Source organism: Xanthomonas sp. NCPPB 3442 (assembly GCF_056725145.1).
Map to the genome: position 1 here is coordinate 1,514,236 of NZ_CM161514.1, position 26,172 is coordinate 1,540,407.

Here is a 26,172-nt window from a genome sequence, read left to right on the forward strand (position 1 = left end):
ATTTTTGTGCCGTCTGCGGTGTTGTGTTGACACATGCTGCTGCATCAGCCCTGTTCGCGCACGATCTCGATCAATTGCGCGCCATAACGCGCCAGCTTGCCGCCGCCGATGCCGCCCACCCGCGACAGCGCATCGATGCTGGTTGGCCGTTGTTCGGCGATGTTGCGCAAGGTGCTGTCGTGGAAGATCACGAAAGCCGGCACGTTCTGTTCCTTGGCCAGATCCGCGCGCAGGCCACGCAAGGCGTTGAACAGCGCCAGATCCTGCGGCTGCACCGGCAGGCCGGTGCGCTGCGCGCTGCGCTCGCGCCCGGCAGCCGGGTTTTCGCGGCGCATCATGACCTGGCGCTCGCCCTTGAGCACCTGGCGGCTGGCATCGGTGAGGCGCAGGCCGCCATGACCTTCGCTATCCACCTCCAGCAGGCTGGCGGCCACCAGCTGGCGAAATACCCCGCGCCAGGTGCGTTCGTCCAGGTCGCGGCCGATGCCGTAGGTGCTCAGCTGGTCGTGGCCCAGCTGTTTGATACGTTCGTTTTCGCTACCGCGCAGGATGTCGATCAGATGGCCCACGCCAAAGCGCTGCCCGCTGCGATACACGCAACTGAGCGCCTTCTGCGAGGCTACCGTGGCGTCCCAGGCGGCGGCCGGGGTCAGGCAGTTGTCGCAGTTGCCGCAGGGTTTGGGATAGGTCTCGCCGAAGCCGGCCAGCAGCACCTGGCGGCGGCATTGCATGGATTCGCAATAGCCCAGCAGGTGGTCGAGCTTGGCGCGCTCCAGACGCTTGCGCTCTTCGGCGGCTTCGCCTTGCTCGATCATCTGCTTGAGCAGCACCACATCGCCAAGGCCGTAACACAGCCAGGCTTCGGCGGGGTCGCCGTCGCGGCCGGCGCGTCCGGTTTCCTGGTAGTAGCCCTCCAGCGATTTGGGCAGATCCACGTGCGCCACAAAGCGCACGTCCGGCTTGTCGATGCCCATACCGAAAGCGATCGTGGCGGCCATGATGATGCCGTCCTCGCGCAGGAAGCGGCGCTGGTTTTCTGCACGCACCTCTGCCGGCAGGCCAGCGTGATAGGGCAGTGCATTGAAGCCTTGCGCGCACAGTTGCTGCGCGGTTTCTTCCACCTTGCGCCGCGACATCGCATACACGATGCCGGCCGAGCCACGATGACGGCCCAGAAATTCCTGCAGCTGTTTGCGCGCGTTGTCCTTCTGCACCACCGTGTAGCGGATGTTGGGGCGGTCGAAGGAACTGACGAAGTGGCGCGCGTCCACCAGATCCAGGCGCTCTGCGATTTCGCGCTGGGTCGGCGGGTCGGCGGTGGCCGTCAGCGCCATGCGCGGAATATGCGGCCAGCGCTCGTGCAGCACGGTGAGCTGGCGGTATTCCGGGCGGAAATCGTGGCCCCATTGCGAGACGCAATGGGCTTCGTCGATGGCGAACAGCGCAATGCGGCTACGTTCCAGCAACGAGAGGAAGCGCTGGGTCAGCAAGCGCTCGGGCGCAACGTAGAGCAGATCCAGGTCGCCGGACAACAGGGCGCGTTCCACGCGCTGGGCGTTTTCTGCATCCAGGGTGGAATTGAGGAACTCGGCGCGTACGCCGAGCTGGCGCAGGGCCTCGACCTGATCCTGCATCAGCGCGATCAGCGGCGAGACCACGATGCCGATGCCGTCGCGTAGCAGCGCCGGCACCTGGTAGCACAGCGACTTGCCGCCACCGGTGGGCATCAGGACCAGGGCATCGTTGCCGGCAGCGACGTGTTCGACAATGGCCTGCTGCGGGCCGCGGAAGTCGTCGTAGCCGAAGACGCGGCTGAGCAGTTCGTGAGCGGGGGAAGACATCGACCTAGGATACCGCGCGGGTCAAGCCCTGGCCGGATGGCATGGGAGCAGCTGCGCGCAATGGCAGATCGGAGATTGCCGCGATGTGCTGTATGTCGGCGCGCAGGGGACGCACTGAAGCCTTATGCGGTTGAGATGACGTGGGCTTCGCACCGTACCCTCACCCCAACCCCTCTCCCGGCGGGAGAGGGGCTCAAACCCGAAGGGGCGAAGCCCAGAGGGTTTACTGCAGCAGCGAGCGCAGCATCCAGGCGTACTTTTCGTGGGTCTGCAGACGCTGGGTCAGCAGGTCCACGGTCGGGTCGTCGCCGGCGTCGTCGGCGGTGCCCAGCACCTTGCGTGCGGTGCGGCAGACTGCTTCGTTGCCGCTGACCAGCTGACGCACCATTTCACGCCAGTCGGCGCTGTCGCTCAGGCCCGGCTCTTCCGGGATCGAGGTCAACGCAACGAATTCGCGGTACGAGCCCGGCGCGTTGTAGCCCAGGGCGCGGATGCGCTCGGCCACCTCGTCCAGCGCCGCCCACTGCTCGGTGTACTGGGTTTCGAACATGGTGTGCAGCGAGTTGAACATCGACCCGGTGACGTTCCAGTGGAAGTTGTGGGTCTTCAGATACAAGGTGAAGGCGTCAGCCATGTAGCGGGCCAGACCGTCGGAGATCTGCTTGCGATCGCTGTCCTTGATCCCGATATCGATATGCGGTGCCGACGCAGCAGCGACCGGCAGGGCATCACTGACGACGACGGGCTTATTGGCGTTTTTTTTCTTGGACATGGGATGGTCCTTGCAGGGTGGATGTCTTGGGGAACTGATATGGCGTCACAATAGACAGGCTAAAGGATCAAACGTCATTCAATTTTTCACATTTTTCCATCGATGAGCGCTATCGACTCCACCCTTGCCGACACCTTGCGTGAGCGCCGCCGTGCCGTGGATGGTGCGATGAGCCGCGACCGTGGCCGCTTGCTGGGCCTATGGTCGCGCTGGCAGGGCAAGCCGGGCAACCCGCAGGTGCGCGATGCGTTCGAGCAGGCGCTGGCGGCATCGCAGGCGCAACGCCAGGCGCGGGCCGAGCAGCAACCGGCCATCACGCTGGACGACCAGTTGCCGATCGCGCGCGAGGCCGAGCGCATCATCGCGCTGATCCGCGACCATCAGGTGGTGGTCATCGCCGGCGAAACCGGCTCGGGCAAGACCACCCAGCTGCCCAAGCTGTGCCTGGCGGCCGGACGCGGAGCCGCCGGGATGATCGGCTGCACCCAACCACGCCGGATCGCCGCGCGTGCAGTGGCCGCGCGCGTGGCCGACGAGCTGAAGACGCCATTGGGCACGACGGTGGGCTTCCAGGTGCGCTTCACCGATCGCGTCAGCGATCAGTCGCGCATCAAGTTCATGACCGACGGCATCCTGCTGGCGGAAATCGCCAGCGACCGTTGGCTGTCGTCCTACGACACCATCATCGTGGACGAGGCGCACGAGCGCAGCCTCAACATCGATTTCCTGCTCGGCTATCTCAAGCAGTTGCTGCGCAAGCGCTCCGATCTCAAGTTGATCGTCACCTCGGCCACCATCGATACCGAGCGCTTTGCACGGCACTTCGACGATGCGCCGGTGATCAGCGTGGAAGGCCGCACCTTTCCTGTCGAGGTGCGTTATCGCCCGCTGGAAGGCGATACGGGCGACAGCGACGATGGCGAACACGGCAGCGGCCGCGACGGCGAGCGCAGTGTCAACGATGCGATCGTGGCGGCCATCGACGAAATCACCCGCATCGACCCGCGCGGCGATGTGCTGATGTTCCTGCCGGGCGAGCGCGAGATTCGCGATGCGCACCAGTCGCTGGAACGGCGCAAATACCGCGAAACCGAAGTGGTGCCGCTGTACGCGCGGCTGTCGGCGGCCGATCAGGACCGCGTGTTCAACCCGGGCCCGCGCCGGCGCCTGGTACTGGCCACCAACGTGGCCGAGACCTCGCTGACGGTGCCGCGCATCCGCTATGTGGTGGATCCGGGGCTTGCCCGCGTCAAGCGCTACAGCCCGCGCCAGAAGCTGGACCGGCTGCATATCGAGCCGATCTCGCAGGCCAGCGCCAACCAGCGCATGGGCCGTTGCGGTCGCATTGCAGAGGGTATCTGCTACCGGCTGTATGCCGAAGCGGACTTTGCCGCGCGTCCGGCGTTCACCGATCCGGAAATCCGACGTTCCTCGTTGTCCGGGGTGATCTTGCGCATGCTGCAGTTGGGGCTGGGCAGGATCGAAGACTTCCCGTTCCTGGAGGCACCCGACGAACGTGCGGTGGCCGATGGCTGGCAACAGCTGCTGGAGCTGGGCGCCATCGATGCGCAGCGGCGTCTGACCGCCACCGGGCGCCAGATGGCGCGCCTGCCAGTGGACGTCAAGCTGGCGCGCATGCTGGTGGCCGCGCAGCAACATGGGTGCCTGCGCGAGATGATCATCATCGCCGCATTCCTGGGCATCCAGGATCCGCGCGAGCGCCCGCCGGAAGCGCGCGAGGCCGCCGATAACGCGCATGCGCTGTTTGCCGACGCGCGCTCTGAATTCGTCGGCATCCTGCGCTTGTGGGATGCGTACCGGCAGGTGCATGAAGATCTCACCCAATCCAAGCTGCGCGACTGGTGCAACCGGCATTTCCTCGGTTTCCTGCGCATGCGCGAGTGGCGCGAGCTGCACCGGCAGCTGCGGTTGCTGTGCGAAGAACTGGGTTGGAGCGAAGAGCCGGCCAATGTGATGCTGGCGCCGTTGCTGGCCGGTGCCAGCGCGCCCGTCCGCGAGGACGGCCACAACGTCAACCGGCCTACGCGTGGCCAACTGCACCGTGCTGCGCGGCTGGCGCGCGAAGGCAAGCCGGATCCGAATGCAGCACCTGCGCAACCTGCGCCTGCTGCGACGAACAAGCAGGCCGAGGCTGCCGAAGCCTCGGCGCGGACCACCGAGCGCGAGCGTGCGGCGGCGTATCAGGCGCTGCATCGCGCGCTGCTGGCGGGCCTGCCGACGCAGATCGGTCATCGCACCGAAAAAGGCGATTATCTGGCCGCGCGGCAACGCCGCTTCGTGCCGTTTCCGGGTTCCGCATTGGCGCGCAAACCGCCGCCGTGGATTCTGGCGGCCACGCTGCTGGACACGCAGAAAGTGTGGGGCATGACCAATGCCGCGATCGAGCCGGATTGGGCGATTGCCGAGCTGCCGCATCTGCTGGCGCGCAAGCATTTCGATGCGCACTGGTCGCGTGCGCAGGGGCAGGTGGTCGCTTCGGAACAGATCAGCCTGTTCGGGCTGGTGCTGGCGCCGAAAAAGCCCGTGCATTTCGGCAAGATCGATCCGGCCGCAGCGCATGACCTGTTCGTGCGCCAAGGCCTGGTGACGGGCGAAATCAATACGCGGGCCGCATTCGTGGCCGACAATCTCAAGGTGCTCGAGCAGGCGCGCGAAGAAGAGGCCAAGCTGCGTCGTGCCGGTATCGTTGCCGACGAAGGCTGGCAGGCGCGCTGGTATCTGGATCGCATTCCGGCCGAGCTGCATTCGGCCAGCGGTCTGGATGCGTGGTGGAAGAGCTTGCCGCCGGACAAGCGCCGCAGCCTGCATTGGTCGTTGAACGATCTGCTGCCGGGCGAAGGCAGCGAAGCCGATCGCTTTCCGAAATATTTCCCACTCGGCGATGCGCGCCTGCCGTTGCATTACCGCTTCGAGCCGGGGGCCATCGACGACGGCGTGACGCTGGAGGTGCCGTTGCACCTGCTCAATGCGCTGGATCCGGCGCGCCTGTCGTGGCTGGCGCCGGGCTTCGTCGCCGACAAGGCGTCTGCGTTGATTCGTAGCCTGCCCAAGGCGCAACGCCGCAACTATGTGCCGGCACCGGATTTCGGACGTGCGTTTTACGAGGCATTTAGCATTGCCTCGGCCGACGATATCCGCGGCGAACTGGCGCGCTTTCTGACCAAGGCCACCGGGACGCAAGTGGCAGCGCTGGATTTCGATGAGCAGGCGCTGGACACGCATTTGCTGATGAACCTGCGCCTGCGCGATGACGACGGCAAGGTGCTGGCCGAGTCGCGCGATCTGGACGGGCTGCGTGCGCGCTTCGGCGAGCGCGCGGGGCAGGCATTCGCCGCACGGGCGGGGCGCGCGCTGGCCGCCGAAGGCCTGCGCGACTTTCCGAGTGCGCCGATTCCCGAACAGGTGGCCGGCGAGGCCGGCGTGCCGGCATACCCGGCGCTGGTGGATCAGGGCGACAATGCGGCGCTGCGTATCTTTGCAGACCGCAACGACGCTGCGCGGGCGCATCCGCGCGGCGTGCGGCGCTTGCTGGAAATCGCATTGGCCGACAAGATCAAGCAGGCGCGCAAGCAACTGCCGGTATCGCCCAAGACCGGTCTGCTGTATGCGGCGATTGAATCGCAGGAACGCCTGCGTGGCGATCTGGTCGATGCGGCGCTCAATGCCGTGCTGGCCGATGGCCTGGGCGCCATTCGCGACCCCGGCGCGTTTGCGCAGCGCCGCGACGATGCGGGCAAGCGGCTGTTCGGCGAAGCGATGGAGCGTTTGAAGTTGGCCGAAAGCATCCTGGGCGCCGTGGCCGAACTTAAGCCACTGCTGGAGGCGCCGTTGATGGGCTGGGCACGCGGCAATCTGGACGACATGGAGCAGCAACTGCGCGCGCTGGTGCATGCAGGCTTCCTGCGCGACACGCCGGCCGATGCATTGGCCAATTATCCGCGCTACCTCAGGGCGATGATCCTGCGTACCGAGCGCGCAAAGCGCGATCCTGCGCGCGACCAGGCGCGCATGCTCGAGCTCAAACCGTTCGTGGATGCAGTGGAAGCCGCCGCTGCGCACGGTTTGCAAGACCGCCAAGAGTGGCAGGCGCTGCGTTGGGATCTGGAAGAACTGCGCGTGTCGGTCTTTGCGCAGGAGCTGGGTGCCAAATCCGGCGTTTCGGCGAAGAAACTGTCGCAACGGGTCGCTGCACTGCGCAGTTGAGCCTTCGGTCGGGCATGTATCCGAACAAAGCCGCGTGCGTCTTTATAAGGCACGCGGCGTGCGCCTCCGATGCTGAGAACGGCCCGTATATCGTCGCGAGCAGTCGGCAGATCGGCGCAGACGGTGCGCTCGAAGCCGGGGCGTACAAGCGGTACGCCCGGCTACGAGCACCGACCGCGCCCGCCTGGCGGTGAGCGCAGTCGTTGCTAGCTGCGCTAGAACTTCAGGTGCAGGCTGGCCATGTAGCGGCGTCCGCTCTTGTAGCGTCCGGCCAGGTGGTCCTTGTCGCCCAGATACTGCAGGTATTGCTCGTCCAGCAGGTTCTGCGCATCGACCTGCAGCGACCAGTTCGGGCTGAAGGCATAGCCGATACTGGCGCCGAGTTCGGCGTAATCGTCCACGCTTGCCGGTGCCGCACCGGCCACATAACCGCCGGCCAGATAGCTGTCGCGCCAGTTGTAGGTCAGCCGGGCATTGAGTGGGCCTTTTTCGTAGTAGGGGCTGAAGGCGAGGCTGTTGCGCGATTGGTAGGGCAGGGCATCGCCGGTGTTGTTTTTGCCGGCGGCATAGGTGTAGTTGGCGGTCAGGCCGAAGCCGCTGTCGCCGAACGGTTGCTGGAAGGAGATGTTGAAGCCCTTGACCTTGCCATCGCCGGCGTTGCGCGGCCGCTGGATGCTGTAGTCGCAATAGCCATCGGCGGTACAGCCGTTGCTGCCGAGCAATTGCGCCCAGCTCTGCGGCGCAGTGTCGCGCAGTGCGTTGTACTGGCGCTCCACGCTGGCGCTGGTGTCGATGTAGTTGTCGATCTTCTTGTAGAACACCGACCACGCCACCACCGCTTGCTGCGCGAAATAATATTCGGCAGAGAGATTGAAGTTCCAGGATTCATACGGCGACAGGTCTGCATTGCCGCCGCTGCCGGTCAAGGTGGTGTCGTTGAGGAAGGTGTTGTTGACCATCTGGTTGTACGGTGCCCAGGCGATGACCTTGGCCGCAGCGAAGCGGAATACCCAGTCGTCGCTGGTGTCGTACGACAGCGTCAGCGAAGGCAGCAGAAAGTCTTCCTTGCGGGTGCGGGTCTGCCACAGGCTGCCGGCCTCGGCGAGGGAGGGCGTGCCGCTGTAGACGAAGCCACTGCCTTCGGTCTTGGAATCCACGTAGCGCACGCCGAGATTGCCGCGCAGACCGCCGCCGGAAAAATTCAGCTGCGCGTAGGCCGCATTGTTGGTCTGCTCCAGCGCCCAGCTGTTGTTGAGGTAGCTGGCCGGATCCGGCGCGCTGTAATCGACCGGGCTGTTGCGGATCCAGTTCAGCACGTTGTTGCGACCTGCCTGTATATGTCGGCCGTGATCGGGATAGAACCCCTGCAGATCGGTGAGCCCGATCGTGCCCACGTCGGCCAGGGTGCCGGGGGTGACACCACCATAGACATTGAGCTCGAAGCGCTCGTCATGCTTGCCGTGGCGCACGCCCAACAGCAGTTGATTGAACACGCCATCGAACTGCAGATTGAAATCCAGCTGGCCGTAGGTGTCCTTGCTTTCGGTAGAGAAGATGCCGTTGTTGCCGAACCAGCCGCCGGCCGAACCCCAGTTGGCGGGATTACGTGCCGCTGCGGAATCGTCGAAGCGGATGCCGCGGCGGGTGTCCCAGCTGAAGCCGCCGTTGTAGAACGGCTCGATGAAGTATTGCGAGAGATCGTTGTTCTCGGACTTGCTCTGGCCCACCTGTCCGTTCAAGCCCCAACCCTCGCCGCGGAAGGCGCCGCGCAGGTCCAGTCCTTTGGTGGTCACCTCCGATTCGCGCACGTTGTTGTCGTAGATCACCGTGCCGCCGAGCGGGATCGCATTGGCGCTGGAGTGGCCACTGGTGACCACGCCGTTACGGACGCCGCCAAGTTGGTCCACCGCCGCCACGGTGCCGGCATTCCAGGTCAAAAAGCTGTACATCGACTGGTTGTAGTTGTCGAAGTTCTCATTGATGTACAGGCCGCTCAGATTGAACTCCAGCGCCTCGCTGGGCTTGAGTTGCAGGTTGACCACGGCGCTGTCGCGCTCGCGATCCTGCTGGAACCAGGCCGCGTTGATCGAGTTGGGTACATCCGCATCGGCAGGCACGCCGCCTGCGGCATTGGCGAAAGTGCTGGCCGGTGCGTAGCCGAACACTTCCATGCCGCGGCGGTCGACGCGTTCTTCGTAGTGCTGCGCCGACACCGCAATGCCGAAGGTCTGCGCCGCGTTCTTCCAGCTGTAGAGCAGTGCCGCGTTGGGTTTGCCCTGGCTGGCCTGGTCGCTGTAGCTATAGCCGATGGACGCAGCCACTTCGTTGGCCTTCAGATCCAGCGGCTGCCGCGTGTGCATTAGCACCGTGCCGCCCAGGCTGCCTTCGGTCAGGCGCGCTTCGGAGGATTTGAGAATTTCCGCACGGCCCAGGATCTGCGGGGCCAGCAGGGTGTAATCGAACCCGCGGCTGGGCTGTTCGCCATAAAGCCAGATCGCCTGCGCAACCGGATGCCCGTCCAGGAACGACAGATTGAGGCTGGGGTCGGTGCCGTCGATACTCACGCGCTCGCCTTGTCCGAAGCGCCGGTCCAGGGTGACGCCGGGAATCTGCGAGAGCGCTTCGGCCACGTTGGTGCTTGGGAATTTACCGATGTCTTCGGCGGTGATCGCCTCGGAGATGCCGGTGTTGTTGCGTTTGGTATCGAGCGATTTTTCCAGGCTGGCGCGGATGCCGACCACCTGGACGGCATCCAGGTCGGTGGCTTGCGTGCCAGCGCCGTCCTGGGCTTGCGCAGCGAATGCCAGCGATAGTGCAATGGCGCTGGACAGCAGGGTGGTGCTGTATTTCATGATGTCTCTCCTCATCACGCACAGGGATGGACGGCGGGCTGCCGCTCGCCGGATGCGGGGTCTTGCAGACGCGCGCTCGGGGTGGAACGCGTGGTAGATCGCTTACGACAGCTCGGTGTGGTGTTGCAGATACCAGTTGGCCGCGCCGAGCACGCCCAGTTGCCCGTGCTCGACCAATTTGACCGGGATGCGTTCGAGCACCGCGCGCATGTTTCCCTTGTCCAGGAAGCGCTCGGCGAATGTGCTGCCAGCCAGGAACTGGCCGATCGTCGGCAGGAAGCCCCCGGCCAGATAGATGCCACCGGCAGCGCCGTAGGCCAGTGCCATGTCGCCGACCGCGCTCCCCAGCAGGCCGCAAAAAATTTGCAGGCACTCGCGCGCAAGCGCATCGTTTTCGTGCAGCGCTGCGTGCGTCACGGCGGCGGGCAGGCGATGGAGCGGCGTTGCGTCATGCAGCTCGCACACCGCGTGGTAGAGATGCAGTAAGCCCGGGCCGGAAAGCACGTGCTCGAGCGGCAGATAGTGCCGGCCACGCAACAGGCGTTGCAGCAAGGCGTATTCGTGCGGGTGGGTGCTGGCCAGCGCGACCTGGCCGGCTTCGGTAGCCAGCACGATTGCGCGTGGCTTGGCATCGATCCACAGTGCTGCACCCAGACCGGTGCCGGGGCCGACCACCAAAATCGGCCCGTTGGCGCGCGCATGGCGCGGCGTGGGTCCGCTCAGCTGCAGCACGGCGCGTTGTTCCATCTGCGGCGCTGCGTAGGCCACCGCCTCGAAATCGTTGACCAGGTGCACGTTGCGCACCGCCAGTGCGGTACCGATGCGGCTGGGCGAAATCGTCCAGGGCAGGTTGTTGCTGATGAAGCTGCCATCGTCCAGCGCTACGCCGGCACTGGCGATGACCACCGCATCGACGCGGCGCCGCTGTTGCAGGAAGTCCTCGAGGATGGCCTGGAGACTGGCGTGTTCGGCGCAGCGATAGGTGCGGTAATGCGAAAGCTCGATGGCTGCATCGCGCGTCTGCAGCATGTGCCCGACACGCACATGCGTGCCACCGACATCGGCAGCGACGAAGCTGGTGGCAACGGGGACGTCGGGCGAGGCAGAGGCGTAAGCGGAACGCGAAATCGCAGCCACATTCAGTCCTTTGGTCCGTCTGATCGGCCGATGCCGTCAGCGAGTAGGGGCCTGTGTAGGAGTTGGTGACAACGATGTCAATGGATCAGTCGGGTTGGATCGATCTTGGTGGCGTGCTCAAGTGCAAAAACGTGCCATTTGGCATTGTCTGTGCGGACTTCATTGCGCAACGTGGACAAACGCGTCCAACGTGGCGCGGTGGTTGCCGAAAAGCCGACCCGGCAACTGGCGCATAGCGCTCAATTGCCCGCGAGGTGCTTCAGCCGGCGATCGCCATCGTTCAAGAACTGCGTCAGCGCACGGCGGCAGCGGTGGTCACGCCGGGCAACGTGCTGCAGGCCGCGTTATCGGTGGGCGGTGCCTGGGTGGGGTAACGCTGCTTGCCGACTACATAGGTCTGGCTGGTGGCAACGAATCCGTCCGCGTAAGTGGCTTCGACGAAATACGCGCTCCAGCCGTTCTCCGGAATCTGCACCGGTACCCGGACCGGGCCGCCGCCGGCAAGCGCAATGGGCGTGGCGCTGTAGCGTATGCCGCAGGCGTAGCGGAAATCGCGCGCGTGCGGATTATGTGCACTCCATAGCTGCACCTGCGTTGGCCGCTCGGAGGAGCGGAAGCGGATCTGCGGCGCTTGGCCCATACGCAACACATCGCTTACCTGCGGTAACGGGCGCTGCTGCTGCAGGCGCGTGATAAACGGCACCAGGGTATCGACGACGGAGGCGCGGATATTGTGCGCACTGTTGGGCAGGACGCGCAGCGCCTTGCTGCCGGGTAGTGCGTCATAGAAGAACTGGGTGTTGTCCGGCAAAAAGAAGTCGTCGCCGCTGGCGTTGACGATGTACTTGGGCACCGCCAGCCGCGTGCGGTACGGCGTGTGCAAATAGCTCAGCGGATCTTGCAGCTGCACCAACTGCGCGAAGGCGGGGGTCTGCAGTTGTGAGGTGATGCCCTGCTTTGCATAGGCGTTGAAGGCGATCGGCCAGTTGCCGCCATAGGTGCGGGACATATGCTCCAGCACGGCCGGCATGTTGAGGATGTCGATCACCAATGGCGCCACCGCCTCCACGCGCCGGTCTGCGATGGTGGCGTGCCAGCTGGCCCATCCGCGTTTGGAGGCGCCGGCAAGGACGAAGCGATGGATTCGCAGTGGGGCCAGTTCGCGCTCGGCCAGGCTCATGGTGCGCGCAATCGCGGCCGCCATCGGCACATGCAGCGGCAGTGTCTTGCGCTGCTGCGGCGCCTTGAGAAACAGCGACCAGCTATAGGCCACGCTGTCGTCTTCGCGGCGCGGGGTGGCATCGCCCTGGTAGATCAGCGCCTGGTTGGGGATGTCGCTGAGCGCGATCACCACCGTGCGGGTGCGTTGCGCCAAGGCGGCCAGCGCTTCGGGCGCCAACTCGCTGGCCGGCTGCGCCGCACTGCCATCCGCCGGGTGACGCGTGCCATTGGTTGAGATCAACACCGCGCGCGTGGGCAAGGCCTCTGTCGGCACGTAGATCGCCACGTCATGCTGCCAGCGCGCCGGCGTGACCAGTCCCTCGGGCGACCAGTCCTGCGAGGTCAGTAGGTAATCGCGCCGCTCGACACCGGCCACGCTGCTGGTGCCAACGCGCGTATAGGTCAGCGGTTGCTGTTCGATGGCATCGTGGTAACACACCAGGGCTTGCCCGAAGCCAACGTCCGGTGCATTGGCGCAGCGCTCCGCCGGCGACGCAGCGGACGCGATGGGATCAGCGGGCGCGACGCCTGCAAAGAGTGTCAGGGACGATAGCAGTGCAAGGCTGCAATAGGTCTTCGAGCGCATGCAGGTTCTCCAGAGTCCGTGCGTGTGGCCAGCGATTGCTGCGACCAATCGCGTGGGAAAAACGCGGTTAGCAGTGGCGTCAGCGACGGGTGGGTGGCGCGGTGTGTGCAGGAGTGTACGCGTGGTCGGAATCGGTCAGTAGGACGGCACCTATCGCTACCGCCAATGGGCTGCGTGTGCGCGATGCTGAGTACGATGATTCGGCGCGCCACGTTGGCTGGGCCTGGGCATGGCGGGTGCGCACTGACGCTTGCGCTCTGTCTGCCGCACCGGCGCCGCCTTGCGCATGCGTTGCTCTACGGCGAGCACATTGCAGCGGCTGGTTGCAATGTCGCATGCGCAACGCGCAGCGGCGGGATACGCGCGGCGCATGCCGATGCCGTGGGTGGCAACCGCTTTCGGCAGCCGCGCAAGCTCGGCGGAGGCGCTTACTTGATCCGCCGCACCTTGGCCGGGGTGTTGTAACCCTCGATCTGCAGATACCACACGCCGACCAGACCCGGCTTGATCTTGACCTTGGGTGCGTCCTTGCGCACGCCAGACAGGCTGGCGGCATCGGTCTGTTCCCACTCCTGACCGTTGGCCAGCGTGTAAACGCGGCCCTTGGCGAAGCCCTTGAATTCGCCAACCATCGTGCTCTCGATCGGCTCCTTGCTGCCAAAGTCGAAGAAGCCGCGGTTCTTGACGATCACTTCCTGGCGGCCGGCTTCCTTGGCCTGTTCGACCACCACTGCGGCCTCCTTGGCGACCTTGCCCTGCAGCCAATCGTTGAGCGCAGCCAGTTCGCTCGCATTGAGCTTGTCCAGGCCGGCGGCCTTGAACTGTTCGGCACTCATCTGCGACTGCAGGTCGCCTTGCACCGCGCGTTGCGCCAGGGCAGGGGCGGCATGCAGCGCCAAGGTCAGGCAAACCATCAAGGGAATGCGGCGCGCGAGCGACATGGAAGCCATCCGAAGAAGAGGAGAGGGCTAGTGTAGACGCTGTTGGGGCATGCCGGCGCTGCCTATTCCAGCGGGTCTGCGGTGGCTGCTGCGGGGCGTTCTGGGCGGCGATAGATGAAGGCCGGTGCCGGCGATGCCGACTCCTGCTCGGCGGTTGCGCGCACCTGCGCATGGATGGGCGAACGTTCGCAGACCGGGTCCAGCGTGGCGGCATCGCCGCTGAGCGCCAGCGCCTGGCAGCGGCAGCCACCCCAATCGATCTCGCGCTTGGGGCAGCCCTGGCACACCTCCGGCATCCATGCGGCGCCGCGAAAGCGCACGAATGCCTCGCCGTTGTTCCAGATATCGGCCAGCGAGCGCTCGCGCAGATTGTCAAAGCGCAGGCCCTCGATGGTTTCGGCGGCATGGCAGGGCAGCACGTCGCCGCGCGGGGAGATATTGACGAAGCGTTGGCCCCAGCCGCCCATGCAGGGTTTGGGCTGGCGCGCGTAGTAATCGGGCGTGACGAAATCGATCGCCAGGCGGTCGCCGAGCTGGCGTCGCGCGGTTTCCACCGCGTCGATGGTGGCCAGCAGTTGCTCGCGGCTGGGCATCAGCGCAGCGCGGTTGCGCAGGCCCCAGCCGTAGTACTGGGTGTGCGCCACCTCGATGCGCTCGGCCTGCCATTCCAGCGCCAGCGCGATCATCCCGGGCACGCGTTCGGCGTTATGGCGGTGCAGTACCGCGTTGATCGTCAGCGGCAGGCCGCGGGCGCGGACCGCGGCGGCAAATTCGCGCTTTTTGGACAAGCTGTTGCGGTAGCCGGCGATGCGGTCGGCGCCGGCCGCATCCACGTCCTGCACGCTCAACTGCACATGTTCCAGCCCGGCCGCCTGCAGTTGGTCCAGCATCGGCTCGCCGCCGGCGACGCCGGAGGTGATCAGGTTGCTGTACAGCCCGAGCGCGCGCGCATGTGCGACCAGTTCGGGCAGGTCTTTGCGCAACATGGGTTCGCCGCCGGAAAAATGCGCCTGCAGCACGCCCATGTCGGCGGCCTGCTGCAGCAGCGAGCGCCAGCCTGCGGTGTCCATTTCCTCGCGCAGCGCTGCCAGCGCGATCGGGTTGGAGCAATACGGGCACGCCAAGGGGCAGCGGTGGGTCAATTCCAACAACACCGACAGCGGTGGCGGCGCGATGCTCATAGCCGCAGCAAACGTTTCTGATGCAGGGTATCGGTGAGTTCGATCACGTCCGCTTCGATTTGGGCTGCGTCCGCATCGAATTCTGCAGCCAGCTCCTGCGCGATCTGCGCCAGCGAGCGCGTGCCGTCGTAGCGCTGCGCGACCACCAAGGCGATGTCGTCCAGCTCGACCACGCGTTCGGGCGCCAGCAATACCCACTGGTCGCGCGCACGGTCATGTTGCAGGCGCACGCCTGCACGCAGGGCCGGCTGGCTATGGCGGGTAATGCCGCTCATGCCGCGACCCGGCTGGCGTCGCGGTCCGGCACGAAGGCATCCGGCCAGACGATGCCTGGCGTCACGTAGGCCACATGCAATGCATCCAGCTGCGCCCACAGCACCGAGCACTTGAAATGCAATGCGGCCTTGACCAGCGCCTGTTTTTCGACCGTATCGGCATGCTGCTTGACGTAGTCCAGTGCGAAATCCGAATCGCGTGGCGCCTCGGTCAGGCGATGCTCGAAATAGGCCAGTGCTTCGGACGAGACGAAGTCGTAATGCTTGAGCATGCCGGCCACGCGCTGGCCGATGATGTTGGGCGCGAACAATTCGGTCAGCGACGAGGCGATCGCTTCGAGCAGGCTTTTTTCGCGCACGAAGTGCAGGTACGCCTGCACCGCAAAGCGCGTGCCGGGCAGCAGCGCGCGCCCGGACTCCACCAGCGCGCGGTCCAGGCCCAGCGCGTCGGTGAGATGCAGCCAGCGAGCGATGCCGCCGTCGCTGGCGCTATTGCCGTCGTGGTCGAGGATGCGTTGCCGCCAGATCCGCCGCAGCGCGGGGTCTTCCATGCGCGCCAGAATCGCCGCGTCCTTCAGCGGAATGCAGCGCTGGTACTCGAAGCGATTCAACGCCCAGGCCTGCACCTGGCCTCGGTCGAGCTTGCCGTGGTGCAACAGCGCATGAAACGGATGCTGGTCGTGATACAGGCGCGCGCCGATGGCACGCAGGTCTGCTTCCAGTTGGTCGGGGCTGAGCAGCGCAGTCACAGGGCGATCTCCAGGCCGTCATGGGCAACTTCCCAACCGCTGGCGCGCGCGCTGGCGAACTCGGGCGAGAGGGTGTTGAGCACGGGATTGGTGGTGTTGAGATGGATGAAGATCTTGCGGGCCACGTTCAACGGCGCGAACGCGGCGATGGTGCCATCGGGGCCATCGATGCTCATGTGGCCCATGCGTTGGCCGGTCTTCTGGCTGACGCCCAGCTGCACCATTTCGTCATCGCGCCACAACGTGCCGTCGAAGAACACCAATTCGGCGCTTTGCAGGCGCGCACGCAAGGCGTCGGTCATCGCAGCGCAGCCGGGAATGTAATGCATGCGGCGACGGCCATCGTCGATGGTGAGCCCGAGGGTTTCTTCATCGGACCCCGCCAGGTCGCCGCCACTGCGCGACTCCATGAACAAGGGCACCTTGCCGGGCACCGAGAAGGGCGTGAGCTGTAATCCGCACAGCACCAGCGGAGTGTCCAGCGCGAACGGCTGCCGGCTCACGTACTGCGGATTGACGGCGTCGAAAATGGGGTTCTGCGCGAGCAGGCCCAACACGCGGTTGCTGGCATGCAACGAGAACCGCTGGCTTTCGCGCATCGAGAGCAGCCCGGCGATGTGGTCGATCTCGCCGCTGGTCAGCAGCACCGCCTCGATCGGCGAATGTCGCAGCCCGTGCTGCGGCCACAAGGCCGGTGTCGCAAGAATTTGTTGGCGGAAATCTGGTGAGGCATTGATCAGCACCCAGCGCTCGCCATCGGCACTGACTGCGATGCTGGCCTGGGTACGACGCTGGGCACCGTCTGTTTGCTGCCACGCCCGCAGGCTCGCGGGGGTGTGGCAATTCCACTGCGGGTGCCCACCGCCGGCCGCCGATCCCAAGACGATGATACGCATGGAGAACTGGACCTAATCTGCCGGCAACTGCCGGTCATGCATCAAGAGGAAAGGCGGCAAGGTAAGCGTGAAACGTGCAGGATCAAAACTCGCCGGAGACGTAGCAGTTGATTTCGGCGCCACAATTGACTTCACGAACGACAGGCTTCTTCCAGGTCTTCATACGGCTACCTCGCAGTTGGGAAAAACGCCGCTGGCTGCAGGATGCAACGCACGACGTGCCCCGAGCATAGGCAGGCGGTCTGGCGCAGTTGTAAAGGGCACGTAAAAAGGGGCGTAGGTTCCGATTTCCGTGCGCAGCGCCGTGCCGCTTTTCGCGCCCGGCGGTTACGAATCAAGACGTTGCGGGGTGAACCTGGCCTGAGCACGCGCGTCCTCCCGCACGGCGAGCGCCGCGGTAAAACGCGTTGTGGAGAAGGTGACGCGCACGTTACCGTAGTCGTCAGCCTCCCGTTGTTGCCCGCCGCCGTGTCCACCGCTGTGACCAGTTCCTCATTTGATCGTCTGCAGGCGCTGCTGCAGCGGCCTGCCGTGGCCTCGATCGCGCCGGCAGTGCGCGACGCGCTGGCGCAGGCCTGGCAGGACCTGCCGCCTACGCAGACCGATCGCGTGCCGTGGGCATTGCTCGGCGACACCCTGGATGCATTGGCGCTACTGGCCGCCGACGAAGCCACCCTGATTGCGGCGTTGCTGTTCGACTTGTCTGCCTTGCGCGGCGCGATCGCGGGCCTGCCGTGGCAACCGGCGGAGCGGCGGGTGGCGGTGGAAGGCCTATTGGACGGCCTGGATGCAGCCGATCAGGTCTGGGCGCTGCATGCCGGACGCGAGGCCGGGCGCAACAGCGAAGGGTTGCGGCGTCTGCTGCTTTCCATCATCCACGACCTGCGCGTGGTGCCGATCCTGCTGGCACGGCAGCTGGCGCGCATGCGCGTGGCCGATCGCCTGAGCGAAGATGAGCGCCGCGCGCTGGCCCAGCTCACGCGCGACATCCACGCGCCGCTGGCCAACCGGCTGGGCATCTGGCAGGTGAAGTGGGAGTTGGAGGACCTGGCATTCCGGCATCTGGAGCCGGAGACCTATCGCCGCATCGCCCGCGAAGTGGACGAAACCCGCGTGGCGCGCGAGCGCTACCTGGAAGCGGTCAAGCGCACCCTGTCGGCAGCGCTTGCCCAGCAGGGCCTGCGCGCAGAGGTGAGCGGACGGCCGAAGCACATCTACAGCATCTGGCGAAAGATGCAGAAGAAGCGGCTGTCGTTCGATCAGCTGTACGACATCCGCGCGGTGCGGGTCATGGTCGAGGACGTGGCGGCGTGCTATGCCGCGCTGGGGGCGGTGCATTCGTTGTGGGCGCCGGTGCCGAGCGAGTTCGACGATTACATCGCCCGGCCCAAGGCCAACGACTACCGCTCGTTGCATACCGCGGTGGTCGGCCCGGAAGGGCGCACGATCGAAATCCAGATCCGTACCTTCGAAATGCACGCCCAGGCCGAACTCGGCGTGGCTGCGCACTGGAAATACAAGGAAGGCGGCAAGGGCGGCGAAAAAGCGTTCGATCGCAAGATTTTGTGGATGCGCCAGCTGCTGGAGCAGGTGCAGGAGGGCGAGCATGGCGAACTGGCCGGCGCGCTGGATGCCGAGCTGATCGAAGACCGCGTGTATGCGCTCACCCCCAAGGGCGAGGTGATCGATCTGCCGCAAGGTGCCACGCCGCTGGATTTTGCGTATCACGTGCACACCATGGTCGGGCATCGCTGCCGTGGCGCACGCGTCAACGACCGCATCGTGCCGCTGACCTACCGGCTGCGCAGCGGCGACCGCGTGGAAATCATGACCGCCAAGGAAGCGGACCCGCGCCGCGATTGGCTGCTGGCCTCCAACGGCTTTCTGGCCAGCGGGCGCTCGCGCGACAAGGTACGCGCCTGGTTCCACAAGCTGGACCGCGCGCGCAATGTGCAGGCGGGCAAGGACTTGCTCGATCGCGAGCTCAAGCGCCTGGGCCTGCAGCATGCGGATCTGAGCGTGGCCGCGCGCAAATTCCACGCCGAAAACGTCGACGAGCTGTATATCCAGGTCGCCCTGGGCGATACCGGCCCGAACCAGGTCAGCCGTGCGTTGCTGGAAGCCGAACGTGCCGCGTCCCAGCCGGCGATACCGGCGCCCCCGCGGCCGACCGCGCGGCGCGATGGATTGGGAAAATCCAAATTCACCGTCGAGGGAGTGGGCAATTTGCTGGTGCAGTTGGCGCGTTGCTGCCAGCCGGTGGCCGGCGAACCGATTGCCGGCTATCTCACCCGCGGTCGCGGCATCACCGTGCACCGCACCGACTGTGCGGCACTGGCGCGCCTGGCCGCCGCCCACCCGCAGCGCGTGTTGCCGGTGGAGTGGGGCAAGGCCGGCAGCGGCTACGAAGTGGATGTGCAGGTGCGCGCGGTGGACCGCCGCTGGCTGCTCAAGGACATCACCAACCTGATCGCCCAGGAAGACGCGCACGTGCTGGAAATCAACAGCGACAACGTGCGCGATACCGGCAGGGCGCAGCTACGGCTGCGCTTGAAGGTCAGCGATTACGACCAGCTGTCCGGCCTGCTCGGCAAGCTGGATGCGCTGCCCGGCGTGAGCGAGGTGCGGCGGCTGGGCTGAGGACGCCGCGCACCTGGCAAGAGCACGCGGTTGAAAACAGACAGCACATGAAAGAGGTGAGCTGTGCTTGCCTGACGATTCCCGATTCCCGATTCCCGATTCCCGAAGAGCCCACACCGCCTTCGCAGCCTCCACCGCTACCATAATGCGGTGAACGCGTCCCCGTCAGGTCGCGCCAAGGATGGACGCCACCGTATGTCTCCGCTCCCGCGCTGGGCCAGATCGCCCCGCCTCTGGGCGCCACTGCGCAGCCGTGCGCTCTGGCGCATGGTGTTGGCTCTGTGCGCCTGCTTGCTGCTCACCGTGATCGTGCTGCGCAAGCCGCTGGCCGATTGGCTGTGGCCGGACACGCGCATCCAGCAATTGTTGCAGCGGGGCGATGCGGCCCTGGCACGCGGCCAGCTCAGCGCCGCCAACGGCAACGGTGCGCGCGAACTGTTCGCCGCCGCGCTTGCACTGGACAGCGACCGTGGGGAAGCCCGTACCGGGCTGGCGCGGACCGGCGCTGCTGCGGTAGCGCAGGCGCGTGCAGCGGTTGCGGCAGGCGATGCCGCAGCAGCGCAGCGCGCGCTGGCGCTGGCCACCGCCCTGGAGACGCCGCAGGCGCAGATCGCCCCGGTTGCGGCGCGGCTGCGCGCGCTGCAGGCGCGTCGGGTGGGGCTGGATGCCTTGCTGGCGCAGGCCGCGCTCGCGCAGCAGCAGGGTCGCCTGGACGGCACGCCGGAGAGTGCGTTGCCGCTCTATCAACGCATCCTGACCCTGGCGCCCGACCGCACCGACGCACTGGAAGGCCGCGAGGACGCCCTGACCGATCTGTTGGCGCAGGCACGCCACGCACTGGCGCGCGATGCGCTCGGCGAGGCGTCGGCGTTGCTGGCCGCGGCCAAACGTTACGACCCCGGGCATGTCGACATGCCGCTGACCGAAGGCCAGTACCACCGCCTGCTGGAACAGCGACGTCAGCGCGCGCAGGCCTTGCTGCGACGTGGCCGCCTGGCCCCGGCTGCGCGCGATTTCAACGCGGTGCTGGCCGCCGAACCGGACGATGCAATCGCCCAGCGCGGCCGCGATCAGGTCGCGGACGAGTACGCCGCACAGGCCAGCCGGCAGGCGGCGGATTTCCACTTCGACGATGCGCTGCAATCCCTGCGTCAGGCGCAGCTCCTGGTGCCCGGCGCCGCATCGATCGTGCAGGCCGAGCAAGCGATTGCGCGCGCGCGCGACGCCCAGCGCGGCCCGGACGCGAGCCTGTCGCGGGGCACGCGCGAGCGCCGCCTGCGGGCATTGCTGCAGCGCGTTGCCGATGCCGAAGCGCAGCAACGCTGGATGACACCGCCTGGCGCCAGCGCCTATGACGCCGTGCGTGCCGCGCAGGCGCTGGCGCCACGCGATCCGCGTGTGCTGCAGGCCGCGGCGCGCGTGGTACCGGCCAGCCAACGTTGTTTCGAGGACGAACTGCGCAACAACCGCCTGCGCGCCGCGCGCGGGTGCCTGGATGCCTGGCAGGCGCTGACGCCCAATGCCGATGCATTGGCCGGTGCGCGACGCCGCCTTGCACAGCGCTGGGTGGCGGTCGGGAGCGAACGGCTGGGCCAGGAGGACGCAGCCTTCGCCCGCCGTGCGCAGGACGAGGCGCATCAGCTGGATCCGGGTTTGCCGGAACTTGCCGAATTCACGCGACGGGTCAAGGCGGTGGCCGAACAGCGGTGAGCAGTTGCTGGTGATGTGGGTAACGTGGAAGCCCGCCGAGCGTGTGTCGTCCCAAGGTCTCAGGCCCGTGTTGCATCAGGTACAGGCACAGTCCCACGCTCCAAGCCCCCCTATTTGCATCAGATGCAATGCGTGCTGCAGACGCAGGTGAACCAAGCTGTGCAGCCTTTCAACCGGTACGCGATCAAGCTGCGATGCACACTCCCTTCTCCACCGGGAGAAGATGCCGCGAGGGGCAGATGAGGGTGCGAGCGCAGCAGCGTGATGCGGCGCGAGCGGATCAATCGCCCATCATTGCGTGTACTGCGGCGTTTGGTGATGCAAACGATTCAGACGCCAATCCCTAGCCACCTGCTCACCCCGCAATGAACAACTCGCGCACCGTCGCCCGTGCTGCGTCCAGCGAAAAATGTTCGGCCACGTTGCGCAAGCCGTTGTCGGCCAGGCGTTGCCACAGTGCTGCGTCCTGATACAGCCGCACGATTGCAGCGGCGAAGGCGTCCGCATCGTCGGCGACGCACACATCCTCGCCGTCGCGCAAGTGCATGCCTTCCACCGCGCAGGTGGTGCCGACCACCGGCTGGCCGTGCGCCATGCTCAGATTGATCTTGCCTTTCACGCCCGCGCCAAAACGCAGCGGTGCCACTGCGATACGCGCACTGTCCATGAACGGAACCAGATCCGGGACATGACCATGCAACTGCACGCCGGGGCATTCGTCGGCCAGCAATTTCAGGGCGTCAGGCAGGTCGGCACCGATGCAGTGGAAGAGCACCTCGGGCAGCTGCGCACGGACCTGCGGAAAGATGGCGCTGATGAACCATTGCACCGCATCCACATTCGGCGGATGACGAAAGCCGCCGACGAAGACCAGGTCGCGGCGTTGCGCAAAGCGATGGCCGCTGCCGGCGACTTCATGCAGGTTGGACAGCAGCGCGGTGCGGATGTGCGGCGCATCTGCGCGCAGTTGCGCCTGTTCTGCGGCCGACACCAGCACGGTGACATCGGTGGCCGCCATGATCTCCAGCTCGCGCAGGCGGGTGCGTTCTGCGCTGCGCAGCAGATTGGCATCGCGGGCCAGCTCGGCACCGCGGCGTTCGCGCAGGTAATGCAGGTCGACGGTGTCGAACAAGGTGCGCGCCTGAGGCGCGTATTGCCTGAGCAATGGCAGGCAGGCATGCGCCACGTGGTGGCGTACCAGCAGCACCACCGCAAACCGCGCACCATGGCTGCGCAGCCAGCTGCCGATGCCTTCGAGAAACGGCGCGTACCAGACTTCGACACCGAGTTGCTGCAATGCCTGGGTGTGGCGCCCGGCGTGTTCGCGGCGTGTCGGCACGAAGACGACATGCGCGCCTTCCTCGCGCAGCAGGCGGATCAGGTTGAACTGCCGCAGCGAGCCTGAGTCGCGGTCCGGCTGCGGCACGCACTCGTCCAGGATCAAGACCTGTCGCTGGTGGCGGTGCAGCAGCGCAGGCCCGGGCACGGTGCCGACCGGCAACTGCATTTTCAGCGGCTGCTGCCATTTTTGGGCGAAGACGCCTTGATTGCGCACCTGGTAGGCCTTCACCCCGGTACGCGTATCGGTGCCGTTGCTGGTGCCCTCGTCATGCACCACCACGCTGGCCGGCTGCACCAGCACCTGATATCCGGCCGCGCGGACGGCAAACGCCAGATCGGTGTCTTCGTAATACGCCGGCATGTAGCGCCGGTCCAGCCCGCCCAGTGTCTGCAACAGCGCGCGCGGCAGCGCGATGGCCGCGCCCGAGCAGTAGTCCATCGCGCGGACATATGCATAGCGCGGGTCCTCGGACGATTCGAAGCGGCCGTAGCTCCAGGCGCTGCCATCGGCGAAGACCACGCCGCCGGATTCCTGCAGGCGCCCGTCCGGATACACCAGTTGCGCGCCGACCAGACCGGCGGCCGGATACCGGGCAAAGGTGTCGATCAACCGGTCCAGCCAGCCAGGCTGCGGAATGGTGTCGTTGTTGAGCAGCACCACGAACTCGCCGCGCGCCAGCGCGATGCCGTCGTTGCAGGCTGCGATGAAACCGCCGTTGCTCGCACGCACGTGGTAGTGCAGGCCGGCGATCTGCGGCAACTGTTCAGCGGTGGCGTCGCTGCTGCCGTCGTCCACGACGATGATTTCCACACTCAGCAGCGGCGGATGCGCCGCCAGCGCGCGTAGGCAGGCCAGGGTGTGCGCAATGTGGTTGTAGACCGGAATCACTACCGTCACCCGCGGGGTAGCGCTGTGCGGCAGTGCGAACGCCGCAAATGGGGCGGCCTGCGGCAGCCACAGCGGCGTGCCCAGGGCGACCGGAGGCGCCTGTGTGTGTACGCGAATGCGCTGCCAGGTGGCGCGCCAGCCGCGCGTGCGCATGCTGGCCACGCTGCGGTGGATCAGGCCGAGGACGCGATTGAACAGATAGCGCGCATCGGCCAAAGACATCGACATTGCGTTGGAACTCCAGCGTGGTATGGCAGTGAACGGTGCGAGCAGCGCGCGGGTCGAGGCAATCGTTGCATCTGCCCGCGCAGTGTACGAACCATGCCTGCTGCTGCCGAGAACACGTCGCGCTTGGCGAAGCGGCGTCGGGCGTTTTGTTAGCCGCTCTTAACGGCCGACGGGGCCGGCAGGTCACAGCCATGACAGCGCTGCTAGACTCGCCGGACTCTACATTCTCGCATTCCTGTGCCCCGACGCCACGACAACGACGCTCCCGACGATTTCGAGGACGACACCAACGCGCAAGGCTCCCGCTGGCAACGCAGACTCATCGTCTGGGGATTTGCCGCGTTCGCGCTGGCGCTCGGTTTCCTGATTCCCTATGCGATGTATCTGAACAAGCAGGTCACCCAGCGCTTTGGCGAACTGCGTTGGCAGATCCCGACCCGCGTATACGGCCGGCCGCTGGTGCTCGTGCCGGGCAACGCACTGGATGCGGCCACCCTGAAGACCGAGCTGGACGCGGCGTCGTACCGCGACGACGGTCAGGCGAAGCTGGCCGGCACCTACCAGCAGGACGGCAGCCGCTTCACCATCGCCAGCCGCGGCTACATCGATGTGGATGGACGCGTGCCGGCGCGCCGGGTCGAAGTCAGCCTGGCCGGTGGGCGCGTGGCCAGCCTGCGCGACGCCGGCGACCGCAAGGCGCTCAAAAGCGCACGCCTGGACCCGGCGCGCATCGCCACCCTGTACGGCCAGAAGCAGGAAGAGCGCCGCCTGGTGCGCATGGAAGAAGTGCCCGAGCTGCTGGTCACCGGCCTGCAGGCAGTGGAAGACCGCGACTTCAACAGCCACCACGGCATCGACCTGAGCGGCATGGTGCGCGCGGCCTGGATCATGGCGCGCTCCGGCGGCCAGGTCCGCCAGGGCGCCAGCACACTGACCCAGCAGCTGGCCCGCAGCGGCCTGCTCGGCATCGGCAAGGAACAGACGCTCACGCGCAAGTTCAACGAGATCCTGTATGCGGTGATCATGGAGGCGCGCTACGACAAGCGCACCATCCTGGAGGCCTATCTCAACCAGGTCTATCTGGGCCAGCGCGGCGGCCAGGCGATCCACGGCGTGTCCTCGGGCGCAGAGCTGTGGTTCGGCCGCGACCTCAATTCAATGACCACCGAGCAGATCGCATTGTTGATCGGGCTGGTCAAGGGGCCCTCGTACTACGACCCGCGGCGTAACCCGGAACGCGCGCTGGACCGGCGCAATTTCGTGCTCGGCAAGCTGCACGAAAACAACCTGATCAACGACGCCGAATACAAGCGCGCACTGGCTGCGCCGTTGGGCGTGCCGACCGAGCCCGGCCTGGTCGCCGCCAACCGCTTCCCGGCGTATGTGGACCTGGTGCGACGCCAGCTGGCGCACGACTATCCGGAAGGCGTGCTGCAGGGCGCCGGCATGAGCGTGCTCACCGGCATGTCGCCGTCTGCGCAGGCGTATGCCGAAGGTGCAGTGACCGGCACCATCAAGCGGCTGGACAACAAGAAGCGACCGCCGCTGCAGGCGGGATTGGTGCTCACCGACGTGCACAACGGCGATGTGCTGGCCGTGGTCGGCAGCCGCGATGTGGCCAAGCCGGGTTTCAATCGTGCGGTGGAAGCGCAGCGGCAGGTGGGCTCGTTGCTCAAGCCGTTCGTCTACATGCTGGCCTTGGCCTCGCCGGACCGCTGGGCGCTGTCCAGCTGGGTCGACGACTCGCCGGTGACCGTGCAGCTCAGCCGCGGCAAGACCTGGTCGCCGGGCAATTCCGACAACCGCAGCCACGGCACGGTGCGCCTGGTCGATGCGCTGGCGCATTCCTACAACCAGGCCACGGTGCGGGTGGGCATGCAGGTCGGCGCGGACCGCATCGCGCAGCTGATCCAGGTCTTGGCCGGTATCAAGGCCGAGCCCAATCCGGCGCTGATCCTGGGTACCACCGACCAGAGCCCGTATGGCATGGCGCAGCTGTACCAATTCCTGGCAGCCGGCGGCGAGATCCAGCCACTGCATGCGGTGCGCGGTGTGCTCGACCCGCAAGGCAAGCTGCTCAAGCGCTACGACAAGACCCCGGCCCCGGCCCAGGAAGGCGACTCGGTGGCCGCCAACCTCATCAGCATCGGCCTGCAGCAGGTGGTCAGCGGCGGCACCGCGCGGCAGTTGCTGAGCGATGGCCTGGGGCGCCTGTCGTCGGCCGGCAAGACCGGCACCTCCAACGACGGTCGCGACAGCTGGTATGCCGGCTACACCGGCGACCATCTGGCGGTGATCTGGATGGGCAACGACCAGAACGCAGAGACCGGCCTGTATGGCGCCACCGGCGCGATGCGGGTGTGGTCGAGCATCTTTGCCCGCCTGCCGAGTGCGCCATTGAAAGTCAGTGGGAAAGGCCTGGATTGGCAGTGGGTGGACGCCAGCGGCACCGGCGTGACCGACCCGGGCTGCCCGGGCGCGCGCCAGTTCCCGTTCGTGGTCGGCTTCACGCCGGCCTACGCGCCGTGCGCGGGCAATGCGCCGTCGATCGAAGCTGCGCCCAGCGAAGCGGCCGCTCCTGCCGAACAATCCAGCGGCGGCGGCTGGCGCCGCTTCTTCGGCCTGGAAAAGAAGCCCGAAGACCCTGCCGCCGCCCCCGCCGCGGCTCCACCCACGCGTTGATTGGAAT

General features: G+C 66.2%; 16 protein-coding genes. 4 read left to right on the forward strand and 12 right to left on the reverse strand.

Annotation, left to right across the window (positions count from 1 at the left end):
* Positions 1-44: 44 nt before the first annotated feature.
* Both recQ and AC1POX_RS06530 read right to left on the reverse strand, forming a co-directional pair.
* On the reverse strand, positions 45-1,841 hold the full coding sequence (gene recQ, locus AC1POX_RS06525) for a DNA helicase RecQ (RefSeq protein WP_029820001.1): 1,797 nt from the start codon (positions 1,839-1,841) through the stop codon (positions 45-47).
* Between the two features lie 223 nt (positions 1,842-2,064).
* Positions 2,065-2,613: a Dps family protein gene (locus AC1POX_RS06530; RefSeq protein WP_003482535.1), complete on the reverse strand. Its 549-nt coding sequence runs from the start codon at positions 2,611-2,613 to the stop codon at positions 2,065-2,067.
* 102 nt (positions 2,614-2,715) lie between these two features.
* Between AC1POX_RS06530 and hrpA the strand changes: the two genes are divergently transcribed.
* Positions 2,716-6,837: an ATP-dependent RNA helicase HrpA gene (hrpA, locus tag AC1POX_RS06535; RefSeq protein WP_372356884.1), complete on the forward strand. Its 4,122-nt coding sequence runs from the start codon at positions 2,716-2,718 to the stop codon at positions 6,835-6,837.
* 215 nt (positions 6,838-7,052) lie between these two features.
* Here hrpA and AC1POX_RS06540 read toward each other — a convergent pair whose 3' ends face one another.
* From AC1POX_RS06540 to pqqA, 9 genes are all read right to left on the reverse strand, one after another.
* Positions 7,053-9,689 carry a TonB-dependent receptor gene (locus AC1POX_RS06540; protein ID WP_372356885.1) on the reverse strand — a complete coding sequence of 879 codons (2,637 nt, stop codon included), beginning with the start codon at positions 9,687-9,689 and terminating at the stop codon, positions 7,053-7,055.
* A gap of 102 nt (positions 9,690-9,791) precedes the next feature.
* The gene (locus AC1POX_RS06545; RefSeq protein WP_277572570.1) at positions 9,792-10,826 is read right to left on the reverse strand and encodes a glucokinase family protein; all 1,035 of its coding nucleotides are present in this window, start codon (positions 10,824-10,826) and stop codon (positions 9,792-9,794) included.
* Positions 10,827-11,118: 292 nt separating this feature from the next.
* Positions 11,119-12,633 carry a PhoPQ-activated pathogenicity-related family protein gene (locus tag AC1POX_RS06550; protein ID WP_277572216.1) on the reverse strand — a complete coding sequence of 505 codons (1,515 nt, stop codon included), beginning with the start codon at positions 12,631-12,633 and terminating at the stop codon, positions 11,119-11,121.
* A 428-nt stretch (positions 12,634-13,061) separates the two neighbouring features.
* The gene (locus AC1POX_RS06555; RefSeq protein ID WP_039417084.1) at positions 13,062-13,574 is read right to left on the reverse strand and encodes a hypothetical protein; all 513 of its coding nucleotides are present in this window, start codon (positions 13,572-13,574) and stop codon (positions 13,062-13,064) included.
* A gap of 62 nt (positions 13,575-13,636) precedes the next feature.
* Positions 13,637-14,755, reverse strand: coding sequence for a pyrroloquinoline quinone biosynthesis protein PqqE (gene pqqE / locus AC1POX_RS06560; RefSeq protein ID WP_372356886.1), 1,119 nt, complete (start codon positions 14,753-14,755; stop codon positions 13,637-13,639).
* Positions 14,752-15,030, reverse strand: coding sequence for a pyrroloquinoline quinone biosynthesis peptide chaperone PqqD (gene pqqD / locus AC1POX_RS06565; protein ID WP_008575224.1), 279 nt, complete (start codon positions 15,028-15,030; stop codon positions 14,752-14,754). Before pqqD ends, pqqE begins: the two co-directional genes overlap by 4 nt.
* Positions 15,027-15,779 (reverse strand): pyrroloquinoline-quinone synthase PqqC, encoded by a 753-nt coding sequence (gene pqqC / locus AC1POX_RS06570; RefSeq protein WP_127167308.1) that lies wholly within the window; start codon positions 15,777-15,779, stop codon positions 15,027-15,029. Before pqqC ends, pqqD begins: the two co-directional genes overlap by 4 nt.
* Complete coding sequence (gene pqqB / locus AC1POX_RS06575; protein ID WP_372356887.1) at positions 15,776-16,675, reverse strand: pyrroloquinoline quinone biosynthesis protein PqqB; 900 nt, start codon at positions 16,673-16,675, stop codon at positions 15,776-15,778. The genes pqqC and pqqB overlap by 4 nt, the downstream gene beginning before the upstream one ends.
* An 82-nt stretch (positions 16,676-16,757) precedes the next feature.
* Positions 16,758-16,838, reverse strand: coding sequence for a pyrroloquinoline quinone precursor peptide PqqA (gene pqqA / locus AC1POX_RS06580; RefSeq protein WP_002812057.1), 81 nt, complete (start codon positions 16,836-16,838; stop codon positions 16,758-16,760).
* A gap of 290 nt (positions 16,839-17,128) precedes the next feature.
* Between pqqA and AC1POX_RS06585 the strand changes: the two genes are divergently transcribed.
* Together AC1POX_RS06585 and AC1POX_RS06590 are read left to right on the forward strand one after the other, a co-directional pair.
* Complete coding sequence (locus AC1POX_RS06585; protein WP_372356888.1) at positions 17,129-19,315, forward strand: RelA/SpoT family protein; 2,187 nt, start codon at positions 17,129-17,131, stop codon at positions 19,313-19,315.
* Positions 19,316-19,582: 267 nt separating this feature from the next.
* Complete coding sequence (locus tag AC1POX_RS06590) at positions 19,583-21,025, forward strand: hypothetical protein (protein ID WP_041469761.1); 1,443 nt, start codon at positions 19,583-19,585, stop codon at positions 21,023-21,025.
* A gap of 355 nt (positions 21,026-21,380) precedes the next feature.
* Here AC1POX_RS06590 and AC1POX_RS06595 read toward each other — a convergent pair whose 3' ends face one another.
* On the reverse strand, positions 21,381-23,483 hold the full coding sequence (locus AC1POX_RS06595; RefSeq protein ID WP_372356889.1) for a glycosyltransferase: 2,103 nt from the start codon (positions 23,481-23,483) through the stop codon (positions 21,381-21,383).
* Between the two features lie 237 nt (positions 23,484-23,720).
* On the opposite strand from AC1POX_RS06595, the gene mrcB reads away from it, so the two are divergent.
* Entirely contained in the window at positions 23,721-26,165 is a 2,445-nt protein-coding gene (gene mrcB / locus AC1POX_RS06600; RefSeq protein ID WP_372356890.1) for a penicillin-binding protein 1B, read from the forward strand.
* Positions 26,166-26,172: the final 7 nt, after the last annotated feature.